14 protein-coding genes are annotated in these 17768 nt (G+C 45.0%); 5 read left to right on the top strand and 9 right to left on the bottom strand.

What is annotated here, in order from left to right; translation table 11 throughout:
• The first annotated feature begins 46 nt into the window (after window positions 1-46).
• The 3 genes from QUA13_RS14220 (at window position 47) to QUA13_RS14210 (ending at window position 1185) form a co-directional block, all read left to right on the top strand.
• Window positions 47-208 carry a hypothetical protein gene (locus QUA13_RS14220; RefSeq protein WP_333199412.1) on the top strand — a complete coding sequence of 54 codons (162 nt, stop codon included), beginning with the start codon at window positions 47-49 and terminating at the stop codon, window positions 206-208.
• Window positions 209-414: 206 nt separating this feature from the next.
• Entirely contained in the window at window positions 415-696 is a 282-nt protein-coding gene (locus QUA13_RS14215) for a peptidoglycan-binding domain-containing protein (RefSeq protein WP_333190995.1), read from the top strand.
• A 216-nt stretch (window positions 697-912) separates the two neighbouring features.
• Window positions 913-1185, top strand: coding sequence for a peptidoglycan-binding domain-containing protein (locus tag QUA13_RS14210; RefSeq protein WP_333199410.1), 273 nt, complete (start codon window positions 913-915; stop codon window positions 1183-1185).
• A gap of 48 nt (window positions 1186-1233) precedes the next feature.
• On the opposite strand, the gene QUA13_RS14205 is transcribed toward QUA13_RS14210, so the two are convergent.
• The 6 genes from QUA13_RS14205 to QUA13_RS14185 all read right to left on the bottom strand — a co-directional run bounded on the left by QUA13_RS14205 (window position 1234) and on the right by QUA13_RS14185 (window position 7080).
• Window positions 1234-4629, bottom strand: a complete 3396-nt coding sequence (locus tag QUA13_RS14205; protein WP_333199408.1) for an ATP-binding protein — start codon at window positions 4627-4629, stop codon at window positions 1234-1236.
• A gap of 395 nt (window positions 4630-5024) precedes the next feature.
• Window positions 5025-5303 carry a hypothetical protein gene (locus QUA13_RS14200; protein ID WP_333199405.1) on the bottom strand — a complete coding sequence of 93 codons (279 nt, stop codon included), beginning with the start codon at window positions 5301-5303 and terminating at the stop codon, window positions 5025-5027.
• Window positions 5304-5327: 24 nt separating this feature from the next.
• Complete coding sequence (locus tag QUA13_RS14195; protein WP_333199404.1) at window positions 5328-5792, bottom strand: adenylate/guanylate cyclase domain-containing protein; 465 nt, start codon at window positions 5790-5792, stop codon at window positions 5328-5330.
• Between the two features lie 212 nt (window positions 5793-6004).
• Complete coding sequence (locus QUA13_RS32775) at window positions 6005-6235, bottom strand: transposase (RefSeq protein WP_445242714.1); 231 nt, start codon at window positions 6233-6235, stop codon at window positions 6005-6007.
• A 29-nt stretch (window positions 6236-6264) separates the two neighbouring features.
• On the bottom strand, window positions 6265-6501 hold the full coding sequence (locus tag QUA13_RS14190) for a hypothetical protein (protein WP_333199402.1): 237 nt from the start codon (window positions 6499-6501) through the stop codon (window positions 6265-6267).
• A gap of 219 nt (window positions 6502-6720) precedes the next feature.
• A complete protein-coding gene (locus QUA13_RS14185) occupies window positions 6721-7080 on the bottom strand; it encodes a PhnD/SsuA/transferrin family substrate-binding protein (protein ID WP_333199400.1) in 360 nt (119 codons plus the stop codon).
• 442 nt (window positions 7081-7522) lie between these two features.
• Here QUA13_RS14185 and QUA13_RS14180 point away from each other — a divergent pair, with 442 nt between their 5' ends.
• Window positions 7523-7822 (top strand): DUF7734 family protein, encoded by a 300-nt coding sequence (locus tag QUA13_RS14180; RefSeq protein WP_333199398.1) that lies wholly within the window; start codon window positions 7523-7525, stop codon window positions 7820-7822.
• A 90-nt stretch (window positions 7823-7912) separates the two neighbouring features.
• Here the strand turns inward: QUA13_RS14180 and atpC are convergent, their stop codons facing one another.
• From atpC to QUA13_RS14165, 3 genes are all read right to left on the bottom strand, one after another.
• Window positions 7913-8320, bottom strand: coding sequence for an ATP synthase F1 subunit epsilon (gene atpC, locus QUA13_RS14175; protein WP_006635885.1), 408 nt, complete (start codon window positions 8318-8320; stop codon window positions 7913-7915).
• Between the two features lie 157 nt (window positions 8321-8477).
• Window positions 8478-9935, bottom strand: a complete 1458-nt coding sequence (gene atpD, locus QUA13_RS14170; protein WP_333199396.1) for a F0F1 ATP synthase subunit beta — start codon at window positions 9933-9935, stop codon at window positions 8478-8480.
• Between the two features lie 126 nt (window positions 9936-10061).
• Window positions 10062-10967, bottom strand: a complete 906-nt coding sequence (locus QUA13_RS14165) for a PEP-CTERM sorting domain-containing protein (protein WP_333199394.1) — start codon at window positions 10965-10967, stop codon at window positions 10062-10064.
• Window positions 10968-12035: 1068 nt separating this feature from the next.
• On the opposite strand from QUA13_RS14165, the gene QUA13_RS14160 reads away from it, so the two are divergent.
• Window positions 12036-17768 (top strand): two-partner secretion domain-containing protein (locus QUA13_RS14160; protein ID WP_333199392.1); only part of this gene is annotated, 5733 nt, incomplete at its 3' end.

Here is a 17768-nt window from a genome sequence, read left to right as displayed (position 1 = left end):
TTGATAACTTTCGGGCGAGGCTATTAGCTTGCTTTTCTAATTAGTTTTGCTTATCACCTTGACTCCAGAAGAGCCGCTTTTACAAGAGTGGATCGAGTACACCGTGACAAGATTGATTGACTCTCCAACCTACGTCAATCCGCCTATCCATCCCGGCGGCACTAACAGCCGTAAAGGTATGGTGTGGGGCTTCCAGCAAAAATGCTAAAAATTGATAAAAAATGGAAATTGGCTGCTGTTTGCCTTTGACAATTACTTTCTACAAAACGGATTTGATAGCGGGCTGTCACTCATCTGAGCTACCCCAGACAGGCGTCACTATAAAAAGCGACTGTTAAAGCACTTTCCCCCACAGCTACAACTGGGGAATAGCAAGTTTAAACAACTTGCAAACCACTAATCCCCAATCAAACCATGCAAACCACAAATTCAATTTACGCTCAATTACCTATTTGCTCTTCACTGCCAACACTCCAACGAAATAATAGCACCGCTGCCAATAAAAACGTGCGCTATCTCCAACAATCCTTAGTTAAAAACGGATATCCAGTAGCAATTGATGGATTCTTCGGCGCCAAAACCGAACAAGCAGTCATCAAATTTCAAAAGCAAAATAAGATTGCTGTTGATGGCATTGTCGGCCCTCAAACTTGGAATCTATTAGGCGCTTGTGATGCAGGTGAACCCGGATGTTAAATCCAAGTTAACTAATCCTAGGCGCACGGGTAGCAAGAAACTGGGTTTTTTCACAGCAAACTTCCTTTACGCTCCCAGAAACGCTAAAAAACCTGGTGGTTCAGCGAAGCCGAAACTCCGTTTCTGCCAGTCAAGAGTGTATCCAGAACTATTAACATCATTTCCGCACTTCTCTGCTTTCAAATAACTTGCAAACAACCAATGGAGACTCAAACCATGCAAACCACAAACGCAATTCGCATTGAATTACCTTCCTGCCGTTATTTTCCCCTACTCAAACGCAACGATGCGGTAACTCAAAATGAGGACGTTCGCTACCTCCAGCGGCTCTTGAACGCCAGCGGATTTCCTGTAAATACTGATGGAGGATTCGGCGCGAAAACCCAACAAGCAGTCATCAATTTTCAAAAGCAACAACAGATTCTTGCTGATGGCATTGTCGGTTCCAAAACTTGGAATAAATTCGGCGTTTGTACAACTATATTTTAAAGTTTGTGCAACCATCTTTTAAAGAGAGTAGGGCGTGCAGTGCGCGCCCTATTTCTCTGTCGAAGTTTCCACCCCAGACCACCCATCCGGCGCTCCGTACATCCGATACTTGCGAGAGCGTTTGAAATACAGCATTGCTACCCGATCGTCTGGATTGATTTGTAAAATATTCTGAAATACTTTTTGGGCGGCAACAAATTTTTGCTCGTAGTAAAAATTGAGAGCTTCTTGAAAAATCTCCGCAGTTTGCTGCTTGAGTACAATGCTCTGCTCTGTTTCTGTATCGTAAATTTCAAACACCGACACAGCATTTGTCTTTCCTTTCACCGTTACTCGATCGACAAATCTGTACTTATATTTTTCTGGATCGTCAAGGCGATCGATAATTGCACCGCTAACTAGAATTCCCGATCCGTAAACCTTAGTCAATCCTTCCAAACGAGAGGCGAGATTCACCGCATCAGCAATCACGGTACTTTCCATTCGTTCTCTCTCGCCAATTGTACCCAACATCAAATTGCCCGCGTGCAAACCGACGCCGATCGCGATCGGACACCAACCATCTTTTTCTCGCTGCTGGTTGTAAATATTCACTTCTTTTTGCATATCAATTGCTGCTCGCACGCCATCAGATGGAGATGTAGGAAACAGTGCCATGACTGCATCCCCAATGTATTTGTCAATAAACCCGTTATTTTTCCTAATTGCAGGGCTAACCCTTCCCAAGTAAGTGTTAATAAATGCAAAATTTTCAGGTGGTGTCATATTTTCGGAAAGCGCCGTAAACGAGCGAATATCCGCAAACAGCACTGTCATATCTCTTTCCTGATTATCGCCTAATTTTACTTCAATAATACTCGGCTTTTCCAGCAAGCTTAGAAAATCGTGCGGCACAAACCTGCCGTAGGCTGCATTCAGTTTTGCCAGACGAATTTGCGTGTTAATTCTCGCCAACAATTCCTTTTTGATAAAAGGTTTAGTTACGTAATCATTTGCTTCTAAGTTAAAAGCTTCTACCAAGTCGGTAGTTAGATTTTTAGCCGTCAGCATCAGAATCGGCATTTCTAAAGGCGAGTATTTTTTGCGGACTTCTCGACACACTTCATAACCAGTCATCTGCGGCATCATTACATCCAGTAAAATTAAGTCGGGCTTAAATCCTGATTGAATCAGATTTAAAGCTTCTAAGCCGTTGCTCGCTTGAGTGATATCGTAGTTTTCTACAGAAAGACTGTTGATGATGACATGAATATTAATCGGCTCATCATCAACTACCAAAATTTTTAATCTTTCACTTTCTAGCAAGTCGCTATTGTCTGATACCAGAGAATTTATTATAGATGATTCGCGGGCTAATTCAGGAGTGATTAAATGCCGATATCCCTCGGTTAAATGCGGCTGTCTGCTGCTAAATTCCGGCTGAGTTTCAGATACGGGCAAAGTAAAGGTGAATTGGGAACCTACGCCTACAGTTGAAGATACCCAAATTTTACCTCCGTGCAATTCCACTAATTGCTTAGCAACCGCTAAACCTAAACCCGTACCGCCGAATTCTCTAGCAGTGGAACCGTCAGCTTGTTCAAAGGATTCAAAAATTCGCTCTAATTTATCTTCGGGGATGCCAACGCCGGTATCGGATACAGTAATTGATAATTGGGAATTAGGCGGTGATTGTTCGTTGCCCGTTACCAATGCTGCTGAAATTTCAACGGTACCGCTTTCGGTAAATTTAATCGCATTGCCGATTAAGTTGTAAAGTATTTGCTCCAAGCGATTCTCGTCGGCTGCTATTGGCGGCAATTCAGGAGCGACTGAGTTAATCAACTGCAAGTTTTTTTTGCCTACTAATGGCTGAGATAAGGTGAGGATTACAGAGACTATTTCTCGGATACCAACGGACTTAATTTGGAGTTCTATAGTTTTGTGTTTGAGCTGAGAAAAGTCCAGAATATCGTTAATTAAAGAAGACAATCTTTTTCCAGACGATGAAATCAAAACTAAGTTAAAAATTGTTGATTCTGGTAGTTGTCCGGTAGCACCGTCTATTAAAGATTCTGCAATCCCAATAATGCCGTTGAGGGGAGTCCGGAGTTCGTGGGAAGTATTGGCTAAGAATTCGTCTTTTAGTTGGTCGAGTCGCTGCAATTCGGTATTTTTAGTTTCTAAGGCAGTAAAAGATGCTTGCAGTTGTGCTGCCATGCTGTTAAAAGCAGCGGCAAGTACACCCAACTCGTCGGATCGATCGAGCTTGACAGTTTGGTCAAATTGTCCTTCAGATAAAGCTATTGCTGCATTTTTTAATTTTAAAAGAGGTTTGATAATCCAGCGAGAAGTGAGAATTCCTAACACACTTGCCATGCCCAAAGCTGCCAGACATAGCAACACTGTAGTTCGGTTGCCCGCATGAATTTGTTCCATAAAGTCGGCTTCGGGAACGACAACGACAATCAGCAAATCTAAACCCTTGTCGTCTTGGAAGGGCAGGACTTTTAAAAATTGCTGCTTCCCGTTTATCTCAAAACTGAGTTGCTGCGATTTGGTAATTTGCTGCAAGTTTTTAAAGTGACTTTCTAAATATTTAGCTGTAGTTTGCGTTACTGTATCGCTGCTTTCTGTCACTTTAAACAGTTCTTTTTTACCGTTTTGGGTGCGGAAAGGTTTTTCGGGTGTGGAAGTTGCCAGCAGCGTGCCGTTTCTTTCGATAATAAAAGTTTGACCTGATTTGCCTATTTTGAGGCTGGTTAAAAATTGACCGATACTGTCGAGACGCAAAGCAGCAATTAATACTCCTTCTAGCTGTTTCTGGCTGTTGTAAACTGGTTGCAGCGCGCTGAGAATCAATGTGGGTTCTAGGAAGGATATATAAACTGAACTCCAAGTTGGTTTGATTGCTAGAGCCGCATAGGCGTAGGAAGGGTGCTGCCGGATGTCGAAGTTTTTAACGGAGGCGGCTACTGTAGTGCGATCGCCCGTATCATTAGTATTGTAAGAATAAAAATCAAATTTTGTAGACGGGCCCGATGCGTTAATTAATAAAGTGCCATTAGACATCTTTTCGCCAGTGCGATATTCTCCATCTTGATTAGCGATCGATGTAAAATTGATATAAGGATATAGTTGCACTTGCCGCCACAGATACTTTTCCCAAGCTGACAAGTCTTTCATGTTCACAAAACCCAGTTTAACTGCATCCAGCTTGCTTTGATTGATTTGGTGCGGAGTTTGCAGATAAGTTGTCAAATTTTGCTCGATCCGATTGCTCACCTCCCCCATCAACTGATCCGCAAGGTCATTTACCGCTCTTTGAGAGTTCCTAAATGATAAGTATCCCACAATACCGACCGCTGCAAATACTTGCAAGACAAAGGGAACTATGAGTACGGTTTGCAGCGTTGCTTTTCTTGAAATTTTTGCCACTAAGTGCTTGAGAGAAAGAGTGGACATAACATTAATTTTGAGTTATAAAGATACAGTTATATCAGTTCCGGTGCAACCGGAATGATTGTTTGCTGTTGACTGTTGACTGTTGACTGTAGAAGGAGGGGTCGAAAAACTGAATGGTTGAGTGTTAACTGTTGACCAGATTTTATTATTCCGATGCAACCGGAAACGATATTAATACTCGGAGCGACGGTTTACCGCTGGTAAGTATTCTAAACCATTTTGTAATTAAACAAAACTTACGCAAGGAAAATCTGATATCGTTTCGATAATCCTCCATCTTATACCAATTATTAAAAGTCAAAGCGAACCGTAGGGACACGGGAATGCCCTGTCCTACTCCCCGCGCCGGACACGGCCTTGCCGTATCCCTACTTTTCATCCAAAGCTTCTATTCCCTACCATCCTTCTGCCACTCCATACATTCGATTTTTCAGAGAGCGCTGACAGTAAATTGCTGCTAACTTATCTTGAGGATGTGTTTCGCAAATATTCTTGAATATTTTTTGCGCTTTACTAATTTTTTGCTCGAAATAAAATTTTCGACCCATTTGAAATTCAGTAGCCGTTTTCTGTTTTAATTCAATGTTTTGTTCTGTGTCTGCATCATAAATTTCAAACACCGACACGGCAGATTTTTTGCCTTTTACTGTGACTCGATCGACAAATGGGTACATATATTTTTCTCGATCGCCCAAACGCTATAAAATGGAGTCACTAACTAGAATGCCCGCCCCGTAAACCTTAGTCAATCCTTCCAAACGAGACGCGAGATTCACCGCATCAGCAATCACCGTACTTTCCATCCGTTCTTGCTCGCCAATCGTACCCAACATTAAACTTCCCGCGTGCAAACCGATGCCGATCGTAATCGGTGGGTAATTGCTTAGTTGTCTGTCCTGGTTGTAAATAATAACTTGTTTTTGCATTTCCACCGCCGCGCGAACAGCATCATCGGCAGACTCAGGAAATAGTGCCATAATCGCATCGCCAATATATTTATCGATGAAACCTTGGTGAGCGCGAATTACCGGACTCACTCGGCTGAGGTAGCTGTTGATAAAATTAAAGTTTTCTTGGGGAGTCATCACTTCGGAGATAGTCGTAAAGGAGCGAATGTCAGAAAATACAGCAGTTCCTGCTGTTATGAAGTACAGTAGCAACAATTAGTAAACCAATTTCTTAAATGTTGAGGATTGATTAAGTTCAGGGCAACTGCAATTATTTGATCGATCGTGGACGTGGTAGTTGGACCGAACATACGTAAAAAAGATTTTAGTTGCGATGACCTTGCGTTCTATTGGGTTAAAATCAGGAGAGTATGGGGATAAACAAATAATACTGGCTCCTACAGATTCAATCATTGGCTTGATTGATGCTAATTTATGGGCTGTAAATTCTCCATCACTACTACCGCTGCTTTCCATAATTTAGGACATAAAAAATGCTGAATAAATATAGCAAATGCCTGTCCATCCATTGAATCATTCATTGTCATCAATGCCAACACTTTATTCATACTAATCGCGCCAATAGCTGTGACTTTACCACCCCGATTAAATGCTTTTTTTTGGTATGCTCTTGTCCCGCGCTGTGAACGGGCATGAATTCTGCTCAGTCGAGCGTAAAATACCAGTTTTATCCAAAAATACGCTCATTTTTCGGCTCGATATCTTTGATCTTTTCCCAATACTCCACTCTTAATTTTTGGACTCTTTCAGTCCCGGCTTGGCTACGGCGCCATGTTTTTTTTTTTCGATTGAGTCCTAATTTCTGTTTGGGCCGACACATTGCCGTCCGACTCACCCAATTTCCCGTCTTAATAGCAAATAATTCACATAGCTCTACCAAAGTAGCATCTTGATGCTCAGCCACCAGTATTCTAATGAGTGCTTCCGCATTGGCCAGGTGACGCTCATTGTGGTTTACCCCTCTGTTTAGGTTGTAAATTTCTCTCGATTTGTTGTTTTTTACCAGTTTTGGGACGAGACTTTTGCTGACACCAAACGTGATGGCTACTTTCCTCGCTTGACATCTTTTGGGCCAAATGTGCTATGACTATTTTTTTTCGGAGATCGAGGGAATATGTTTTCATTAGTTTTGAATACAAGATGATATTTTGTTATTATTTATTGTACCATTATACAGCGGTTCCCGCTGTAACAAATAGTGACCTGCGGTTTTCTTAGTTCCTGCTATTTTCTTGCCTTTGAGATCCGTTAGAGTCCGAATTGGAGAATCTTGAGGAACTATGATGCCAATGCTTCCAGGTAAAGCTGAATCATTAGCCATATAAACAAAAGGTACGCCGTCTGATTGGGCAAAAATTGGCGGCGCAACTTCTGCATAACTCAGATCGATTTTTCCTTTTCCTATTGCTTCTAAAATTGGCAGCCCTGCGGCAAATTCCGTCCATTCTACAGACCACCCAATTTCTGCTAAACGGGTTTCCAAAAAGCCTTTAGCTTTGAGATAAAACAGCGCTCCGAAAGGCTGATGGCCGATTCTTACAACTCTTGTTAAATTTTAGAATTCATTTTTGGTTTTTGCTGTAGAGTTATTTATGAGATCAGACTTGCAAGTTACCAGAGCTAAACTCAAGCAAAAAACTAGCATAAATAGCAGCGTATATCCCCAAGCAAAACGGCGTTTAATAATATTTTTAATGGAAAACGATAATTAAAACCTAGTTTTCATGGGATTCATAAAATATCGTATAAGTAGGTTTTGCAGGATTAAAATCTTTCAGACTTTTTTTACAGTATTTATATTATGTCCGCTTACTTCCTGCTATTAAAAAAGGTCTAATTAAAAATAAAAATTTAGTTGGCTGTCCCTAAAATTAGCCGCAAAATTAAGCTATATTATAGCAGTTTTCAGGAAAGTGAGATTTGCTATGGCTGACTCTATTGCTCGCCGCTTGGAACAATACACGGTAAAACGATCGCACGAAGTTTTAATCGTCAAGGCCGAAATTGAGGGCGAATTCGATGAAATTGCTATTTTTAAAGGCTTTTCTAGCTCTTTGACGCGATCGACCGCTTTCGATCCTGAGGTTCCTGTTTTACCGGAGGAAGCAAAAATTGTCAGTGTCGATCGGCTCCAGAGCCCCTACAATCCAAATAACCCCCGCTATCTTCAGCAGGGGTTATCTTGGGAAACAATGCAATCTCTCTTGTCTGAGGCGGGAGTTTAGCAAAACAGTAGGGATACAAGGCGAGGAAAACAGCAGGGACACAACATTGTTGTGTCCCTACAAAAGCCACCCGTGTTCCTACCCTTAGAGCTAGAGCGTGCCGCCGGCAGCTTGGAAACGAGCTCTCGCGCGTTTGATTGCTTGCTTGGCTTGAATTTGCTCTTGCAAAGTGCCGCTAGTAGCCTTTTCCAAACGAGCTTCTGCTTCAGTGTAAGCAGTACGAGCAGCTTCTTTATCAATGGTTTCGCCTTTTTCAGCGCCGTTGACAAGAATAGTAACTTTGTTTTCTTGGATTTCTGCAAAGCCGCCCATCAGAGCAATAGACACCCATTCCTTGCCGGGACGGACGCGCATCACTCCGGTATCCAAAGCTGTCAACATTGGAGCGTGACCGCTTAAAATACCCAATTGGCCTGTGGTGCTCGGCAGAATTACTTCTTCAGCATTAGAATCCCAAACAGTTTTGTCTGGGGCAACTACGCGCACAGTTAATGTCATAAATTGTCCTTAGTCATTAGTCATTAGTCAGCAGTCAGCAGTCATTAGTAATTAGTCATTAGTCAGCCGTCGGCCATCATCAGTCACTTAGTTGTTAACTGTTAACTTTTAAACTGTTAACAACTAATGACCAATGACTAATGACTAATGACTAAAATTACTTGGCTTCAGCCTTCATTTTTTCAGCTTTGGCGATCGCCTCGTTGATATCGCCCACCAAATAGAAAGCTTGTTCCGGTAATTCGTCAAGTTCGCCAGCCAAAATCATCTGGAAGCCCTTAATGGTATCTGCCAGCTTGACGTATTTGCCGGGGGAACCGGTGAACACTTCGGCCACAAAGAACGGTTGAGACAAGAACCGTTCAATTTTGCGAGCGCGAGAAACGGTCAAGCGGTCATCTTCCGACAGCTCGTCCAAACCCAAAATTGCAATAATGTCTTGCAATTCCTTGTAGCGTTGCAGAGTTGACTGCACCTGACGAGCAACACCATAGTGCTCTTCGCCGACAACGCTAACTTGCAACATCGTAGACGTAGAATCCAGCGGGTCAACAGCCGGATAAATACCCTTGGAAGCCAAACCGCGAGACAACACAGTTGTAGCGTCCAAGTGAGCAAAAGTCGTAGCCGGTGCGGGGTCAGTCAAGTCATCCGCAGGTACGTACACAGCTTGAACCGAAGTAATCGAACCTTCGGTAGTCGAAGTAATCCGTTCTTGCAAGTCGCCCATATCCGTACCGAGAGTCGGCTGATATCCCACAGCCGAAGGCATCCGACCCAACAGAGCCGATACCTCAGAACCCGCTTGCACGAACCGGAAGATATTGTCAATGAACAGCAGCACGTCTTGCTTGCTGACATCGCGGAAGTATTCGGCCATCGCCAGAGCCGACAGGCCCACGCGCATCCGAGCACCAGGCGGCTCGTTCATTTGACCGTAAACCAAGGCAATTTTTGACTTGCTGCGGTCTTCTTCGTTAATAACCCCCGACTCGATCATTTCTTTGTAGAGGTCATTACCTTCGCGGGTGCGCTCGCCTACACCACCGAACACGGACACGCCGCCGTGAGCCTTGGCGATGTTGTTCACGAGTTCCATCATAATCACGGTTTTGCCGACGCCTGCGCCGCCGAACAAACCGATTTTGCCACCGCGACGGTAGGGGGCCAGCAGGTCGATCACCTTGATCCCGGTTTCAAACACCGAAGGCTTGGTTTCCAGTTCGGTGAAAGCCGGAGGGTTGCGGTGGATGGGCATACTTTCGGAAGTATTGACCGGGCCGAGGTTGTCTACGGGTTCGCCGATGACGTTAAAAATCCGGCCGAGAGTTGGGATTCCGACAGGAACTTGGATCGATTCCCCGGTATCTACTACTTCCATCCCGCGCACCAAGCCGTCGGTGGTACTCATGGAAACTGCACGCACTTGGGTGTCTCCGAGCAGTTGCTGAACTTCGCAGGTAACGGAAACGTCTTGACCTGCTTCGTTTTTGCCGGAAATCGTGAGAGCGTTATAGATTTGGGGCAGTTTGCCGCCTGGGAATTTTACGTCTACAACCGGCCCAATGATTTGGGTTATGTAGCCTACGTTCGTTTTTGTTGCGGTGGATACCATGAATAGTGCCTTTGTTAGGATGCTATTTTTCCGATATTGGAAAAACTCTTAACATTTAGAAATGCTATTCCTCAGAGTACCACTGAACAGACGCACTATTTAGATTTGAATGGGGCTGATTAAGAGTCATTTTTCTGGTTGCTGCCCTCGCTTGTTTTTCCTGCGAGCTGCCGCCAAAGCCCCGATCCCCAGCACACTCCCGAACACTGTGACTGGTTCGGGGGCTAACTCCGCCGACACGCTGAAGTCTTGGAAATCAGCGTCGTTTCCTTTTTTGGCATCGTCGAAGGAGATTTTTCTGCGCTGAGCCTGTTGGGTCATTGTTTCGGAGGCTAACTCAGTCAACACGGTGAAGTCTTGGAAATCAGCGTCGTTTCCTCCGGCATCGTCGAAGGAGATTTTTATGCCCTGAGCCAGTTGCGCCATTGTGAGCGATGAATATTGCGCAGGGCCATTACCGCCGTTGATGTTGGTAAATGAGTCGGTGGAGTTGTAGTCGAGATTAAAGTCGCCAAATACGGCTTGCTGACAGCCCGCCACCAGACAGTCATTTCTCTGGAACTGGCTGGTGGCGGCCCACCAGTTGGGGCTGTTCATGAAGGTGCTCGACGAGACGTACTGCTCGAAAGGTTGGCCCGTGCCGCTGTCGCTCCACAGCAGCAGGGCATAAATTTGATCCTGCAAAAATGTGAAGGTTTGAGTGCTGGAGCCGTTGTCGGAGGTGACTGCGTTGCCGAAGGTTCCCTGCCAGTCATTGGCGCCGCCGTTATCTGAGGGTTGAGTCTCGTAAAACAGTCTGGCGATGTTGCTGTAGCCAGTGTTTCCTGAGTCAGCTTGGGCTACCCACAAGCTCGACTGGTAACCGCCGTGAGATTGGTCGAAGGTAAAGTTTATATTGGTATCTCGATCGAACTGGATGCCACTCGTGCCAAACATGAAAGCTCGGACGGGCGTGCAGATGCTGAGCAAGATTGTGGTTGCCAAGCTGGCGACTGTAAAAGATGTTTTTTTGACTAGCGTTAAAGTAGTCATAACCCTGATTCCTCCAGTATTGTTAGATAGTAAAACGGGAAATCCCATGTTGCCGTGATGCGAATAGACGATCGCGAGCCTGCGATATTTAGGACGATCGTCAAACCTACAGAAGAGACTCCACACCAGTGAATCTACCGACCAGTATCACTTAAATGTGTTTAGGAATAAATGAGTGCTTCTTCTAAGAGTTTTCACTGACACCAGATTGCCATAGTTTAATCTGTAACAGCAAGATTTTCATCCTGCCTTCGACTTCCAACCTACTACATTTACTTCGTTCCGGTAACCGTCTAAAGTTGAGTGCAAGACGTGCCAATATTGGCTTTCATCAAAAATACATAAAAATTTTACTCCTGCTTTGTAAAGTTTTGGTAAAGATCGTCTAAAACTTATAAAGTTTCTGAGAGGAATTCGGCTGTTCGGTCTTATGCTCCTCAAAGCGGGCTGCAAGCTGCTCGCTTTGAGGAGCATAAGAGTGCAGCGGGCGCAAGTAGAGATTTGAGCGAGTTTTTTGCCACTGGAAGCAAGCGGGAGAACAGGCGATCGATACTTACGTAATTTTGACTAATATTCCCAGTTTTTTAAACCCCTAACCCTCGCGTTCCGCCTCAGATTTCGCCAAAATTACCGCACGCATAAACCCGGTTTCTTAAGGTAATTGCTTCATGGAAGCAGTGAAAGTGGAAACAAGAAACCAAGTTTCATTGCTCGCCCCGCGCCTGAATACATTACGTACACAGCATTACCGTGTCGCCGCAACGCGATATCTGTACTTCACGTAACTGAAAACCCCTAAGTAGGTGGTTACAAATAAACATTACATGGGGAGGGCGAGTGAGAACATTTCTTTACCCGCTGGTATCTCGCGATCCTCACGCTTTCCCCCCTAAAATATACTATCGTTTTTTGCCTTTACCTACTTATAAACTCATACATTTACTTCAGATTTACCTCCAAATTATTCAGTAATAAAAAATAGGTCTATCCTATTGACATGAGGATTTTTTATGAGTAAAAATAGGATAGATAAATACGATAGCACTTTAAGCAAAATCTTTAAACACAATGACAGCCAACAGACTACATTTGCTCGGATGGTTATTCATTGTTGGCTGGCTGAGTGCAGCGGAGGGTTCGGCAAACGCGCAACCCATTACCCCCGCACCAGACGGCACTAACACAGTTGTTACTCCCAGCGGCAACCGCTACGACATTTCCGGGGGGTCCTTCAGCGGAGATCGGGCTAATCTTTTTCACAGTTTTACTCAGTTTGGCCTCAGCGAAGGTCAAACGGCTAACTTTCTGACAAATCCTAGTATCCAAAATATTTTGGGGCGGATTACTGGGGGTAATCCTTCTTTAATAAATGGCTTAATTCAAGTTACGGGCGGCAATTCCAATTTATTTTTGATGAATCCTGCCGGCATGATTTTCGGGCCGAATGCCAGTCTGAACGTGCCTGGATCTTTTAATGCTACTACGGCTACAGGGATTGGTTTTGGGAACAATCAGTGGTTTAGCGCGATCGGCAATAACAATTGGGCAAGTTTCATCGGGACGCCGAACAGTTTTGCGTTTACAACTTTGCAAGGAGGAAGCATTGTTAATTCAGGCAATTTGACGGTGGCACCAGGTCAAAGTTTAACTTTGATCGGAGGTACGGTTGTCAATACCGGTCAGTTAACTGCGCCTAGCGGCAGTATTCTCATCAGCGCCGTACCCGGTAACAATTTGGTACGCATCAGTCAAGTTGGAAATTTATTGAGCTTGGATATTCAGCCGACAGCAACTCAAAGTTCGCTGCCGAACAATTGGACGCAGCCAGTGTTATCTTTGCCGGAGTTGCTGACTGGAAAAGGTGCGGCCCAGGCAACGGGTTTGACGGTAAATCCCAATGGCGAAGTTGTGTTGACGGGGGATGTTGCTGTGCCGGTAACTGCGGGAACTGCGATCGCATCCGGCACTCTCAACGTCTCTGGCAACACTGGCGGCAACGTTAACATATTAGGCGACAAAGTAGGAGTTATTGCAGGCAATATCAATGCTTCTGGGATTAACGGTGGCGGTAATGTACTGATTGGGGGAGATTATCAGGGTTTGGGGACGGTGCCCAATGCTTCGCGGACTTTTGTTAGCAGTAACTCGACGATTAATGCTGATGCTGTTAGTAATGGGAATGGCGGGCGAGTTATAGTTTGGGCTGATGAAACTACTCGCTTTAATGGCAATATTACGGCCAGAGGTGGCTTGTTTTCTGGGAATGGCGGCTTTGTGGAAGTGTCTGGTTCTCAATTTTTAGACTTCAGAGGCAATGTTAATACTCTGGCTGCTAACGGCAATCCAGGATTATTATTGCTGGACCCAACAAACATTACTATTCAAAATGGCGCGGGAACTTTTACCGCACTAAATCAGGCCGATCAATTTGCCGACCCTGACATAGGGGGAAATACCATTGATGCTGCCTTGATTAACAGTGCCGCGACTAATGTGATTCTGCAAGCTACTAATGACATTACCTTTAGCGCTCCTGTCAATATAACCACTCCGGGAGTTGGACTGACTGCTGAAGCTAATAACAATATTAATGTCGAAGCCAATGCCAATATCACAACTCAAGGAGGCAGTATCACCCTGAATGCAGATGTAGATGCCAGTGGTGCAGGGGCGATCGCCATTACCAATGCTATCATCAACTCCAACGGCGGCAACATCATTTTAGGAGGCGGCACCAACCCGTCAAATTCCCCAGCAGTAGGGACAGCGGCAAATCCCAGCGGAGTTTCTCTCACCGGTTCCACGCTCAATGCCGGGACTGGAAATATTTCTATTAGAGGTCAAGGAGTCGCTGGAGTCAGTTTCAATCTCGGCATTTCTCTTTTTAACAGCGAAATCACGACGGTTGGGACTGGAAGTATTACTCTCAATGGTACTGGCGGTAATGGAACTGGAAGCAACAACCACGGGATTTCTATTACCAAAACGAGTACAGTACGATCGGCTGGGGGAAATATCAGCCTGACTGGTACAGGTGGGGGCACAGGAACCAACAATCAAGGCGTTTATCTAACCGACTCTACAGTGGAGTCAACGGCGAATGGGGCTGTTACCATCACGGGGACGGGGGCGGTAAATGGCACGGGTAGCAATGGAGGGATAAATATTGCTGATGCTGGTAGTGATGGCATAGTGCGATCGCAGAATGGGGATATCACCCTGACTGGAAAAGGCAACGGGGGCGGGGACAACAACGGGGGCATTGCGATATTAGGGGTGGTGGAATCCACAGGCACCGGGAAGGTGACTCTCAACGGTGTTAGCGGCAATGGGAATGATGACAATCAAGGGATATTTATTTCTTTTCCTGGCAAAGTTCAATCGCAGAATGGAGATATCGCCCTGAATGGAACAAGCAACGGGAATGGGAACAACAACACGGGCATTCTGATCCAAGGGCGGGTGGAATCCCTAGGCACCGGGAATCTTACTCTGACGGGTGTTGGCGGCAATGGGACTGATAACAATCAAGGGATACAACTTCAGGCTGGGGGGAGCACAGTGAAAGCGTCCTCTGGAAATGTCAGTCTGACTGGTACTGGTGGTGGGACAGGAATCAACAACTATGGCGTTTATTTGGATGGTGGTGCTGAACTAGAAGCGACGGCGGGAAATGTTGCTTTGACTGGTACGGGGGCGAACAATGCTGATGCAATTGTGATTAACAATAGCTCAATTAATCTGACTGCGGGCAGTGGCAAGAATGTCATTTTGATGGGCGATGAAATTCAACTGTTAGGTTTTCCTACTGAGGTTAAGGGCACAGGTAGTATTACTTTGCAGCCGCTGACACCGAGTTTAGGCATTACGATAGACGGTACTAATAGTGACCCACGTTTGAATTTGGATCGGGCGGAACTTAACAAGCTAAACGGTTTTTCGGAAATGGTTATTGGACGGACGGATGGCACAGGTGCGATCGCAATTGACCCCGCTGGTGTTACTTTTAATTACCCCGTCACAATTCAAGCTCCAACCAGTGGCACAATTGCAGTCAATGGAGACATTACAGGTAAAAACAACGCTTCCATTACCTTTAATGCTCCAACCACTAACTTCTTAAATAATTCAAAAATTATCACCAACGAACAGAATATTACCTTTGGTAAGCAAGTCACTCTCGCTACGGGTTCTAATGTCACTCTCGATACTGGGTTAACGAATGCAGGCGACATTAATTTTGGGGGAACGGTTGACGGCGATGGCAACCTAGTTTTGACTGCGGGAACAGGCGTTATTAATGTCAACGCGCCAATTGGGGAGACTACAGGTTTGCGTTCCCTGACAACAATCAATTCTTTCGATGTTAAGAATCCGATCGATTTTTCGATTAAAGCTACAGGCAATATTACCGTTGGTAGTATGAGAAATCCCGGACGGGCGATCGCCCTTACCAGCACTAATGGCGATATTGATACGACTGCCGGGGCAATTGATACCACATCCAGTACCGGAAATGGTGGGCAAATTATACTAAGTGCCAACAATATTAATGCTAGTAATCTTAACTCCAGTTCCACTGCTGGCAATGGCGGAAACATCACACTCACCGGCAAAACAGGCAACATTTTTGCATACTCAGGAGTAGTTAATTCTAGTTCTAGTTCCGGTGCCGGTGGAGATATCGCGATCGCAACTCCCAATGAAGTTGGGATAAATAGCATTGATGGTAATGGATTGCCCGGTACTGGAAATATTAGCATTAGCGGCAATGAGATTGGCTTTTCGGGAGCAGGTTCCGCGCAGGGTAAAGGGAGTTTTTCAATTCAGCCGTTTTCGCCGAATGTCGGAATTCGCTTCCAGGCTGGACTTGCTTTCGATCCGCAGGCGATCGATATAGGATCACCGTTTTTATCCTCATTGCGTAATGGCTTTAGCGCCATTGTTTTCGGAGGGAACACTACTACAGGCAATATCACTGTAGAGAATTTGCCAGTATCTTTTGCAGATCCTGTGACTTTCAATACTCAAGGCACTATTTTTGTCAATCCCAATGGATCGATTTCGGGAACTGATAATGCTTCAATTACTCTGAATGCTACAACTAATAACTTAAGTGGCAATATTACCACCCAATCTCAAGATATCACAATTAACGGCAATACCCTAGTTGGAAATAACGTCTTATTGGGAACGGGCAATTTTGCAGGTGGCAATATTTTGTTTAATAATAGCATTAACGGGAGCGGCAATCTCACCTTAGAAACAGGTACTGGAAAAATTGAAGTTAAAGGTTCGATCGGCGACGCGACAGTATTAGGAAATCTCACCGTCAATAGTGCTGGTACAACTACATTTAATGCTGCCACGGCTACCAGTTTCACCACTAATGTTGGCGGCAAAACTGAACTAAATGGCAATGTGACAACCACTGGCGCTCAAACCTACGGAGATGCAGTGACAATTGCCAACAATCCGATTCTCTCCGGCAGCGACATTACTTTTAATAATACTGTAGACGGCACCAGCGATTTGACTGTGAAGGCGGTTAGCGGTAATGTGACATTCAACGGTGCAGTTGGTGCTGCAAGTGCGCTCGGCAATTTAACAGCTAACTCTACAGGCACAACTGCATTTAATCAAACAGTCAATGCTGCGAGTTTGACTACAGATGTTGGCGGCAAAACTGAACTAAATGGCAATGTGACAACCACTGGCGCTCAAACCTACGGAGATGCAGTGACAATTGCCAACAATCCGATTCTCTCCGGCAGCGACATTACTTTTAATAATACTGTAGACGGCACCAGCGATTTGACTGTGAAGGCGGTTAGCGGTAATGTGACATTCAACGGTGCAGTTGGTGCTGCAAGTGCGCTCGGCAATTTAACAGCTAAATCTACAGGCACAACTGCATTTAATCAAACAGTCAATGCTGCGAGTTTGACTACAGATGTTGGCGGCACAACTCAACTTAATAGCAATGTCACTACAACTGGCGCTCAAACCTACGGAGATGCAGTGACAATTGCCAACAATCCGATTCTCTCCGGCAGCGATATTACTTTTAATAATACTGTAGACGGCAGCAGCGATTTGAGGGCGAAGGCGGTTAGCGGTAATGTGACATTTAATGGTGCAGTTGGTGGTGCAAGTGCGATCGGCAATTTAACAGCTAACTCTACAGGCACAACTGCATTTAATCAAACAGTCAATGCCGCGAGTTTGACTACAGATATTGGTGGCAAAACTGAACTAAATGGCAATGTGACAACCACCGGCGCTCAAACCTACGGAGATGCAGTGACAATTGCCAACAATCCGATTCTCTCCGGCAGCGACATTACTTTCAACAATACTGTAGACGGCACCAGCGATTTGACGGCGAAGGCGATTAGCGGTAATGTGACATTTAACGGTGCAGTTGGTGCTGCAAGTGCGCTCGGCAATTTAACAACTAACTCTACAGGCACAACTGCATTTAATCAAACAGTCAATGCCGCGAGTTTGACTACAGATGTTGGCGGCACAACTCAAGTCAAGGGAAATGTCACTACAACTGGCGCTCAAACTTATGGAGATGCAGTGACAATTGCCAACAATCCGATTCTTTCAGGTGACAGCATTACTTTAGAAAATACTGTAGACGGCACCAGCGATTTGACGGCGAAGGCGATTAGCGGTAATGTGACATTCAACGGTGCAGTTGGTGCTGCAAGTCCGATCGGCAATTTAACAGCTAACTCTACAGGCACAACTGCATTTAATCAAACAGTCAATGCCGCGAGTTTGACTACAGAT

It is taken from the genome of Microcoleus sp. S28C3, from assembly GCF_036700785.1.
GTDB classification, from domain to species: Bacteria; Cyanobacteriota; Cyanobacteriia; order Cyanobacteriales; family Microcoleaceae; genus Microcoleus; species Microcoleus asticus.
The sequence above is the reverse complement of the archived record's forward strand: the minus strand, read 5'-3'. Positions and strand labels throughout refer to the sequence as shown.

Bases quoted from the DNA above. Each gene is read 5' to 3' on its own strand.
- QUA13_RS14215 (WP_333190995.1), top strand. From the start codon at position 415: ATGCAAACCACAAATTCAATTTACGCTCAATTACCTATTTGCTCTTCA.
- QUA13_RS14210 (WP_333199410.1), top strand. From the start codon at position 913: ATGCAAACCACAAACGCAATTCGCATTGAATTACCTTCCTGCCGTTAT.
- QUA13_RS14205 (WP_333199408.1), bottom strand. From the start codon at position 4,629: ATGTCCACTCTTTCTCTCAAGCACTTAGTGGCAAAAATTTCAAGAAAA.
- QUA13_RS14200 (WP_333199405.1), bottom strand. From the start codon at position 5,303: ATGTACCCATTTGTCGATCGAGTCACAGTAAAAGGCAAAAAATCTGCC.
- QUA13_RS14180 (WP_333199398.1), top strand. From the start codon at position 7,523: ATGGCTGACTCTATTGCTCGCCGCTTGGAACAATACACGGTAAAACGA.
- atpC (WP_006635885.1), bottom strand. From the start codon at position 8,320: ATGACATTAACTGTGCGCGTAGTTGCCCCAGACAAAACTGTTTGGGAT.
- atpD (WP_333199396.1), bottom strand. From the start codon at position 9,935: ATGGTATCCACCGCAACAAAAACGAACGTAGGCTACATAACCCAAATC.
- QUA13_RS14165 (WP_333199394.1), bottom strand. From the start codon at position 10,967: ATGACTACTTTAACGCTAGTCAAAAAAACATCTTTTACAGTCGCCAGC.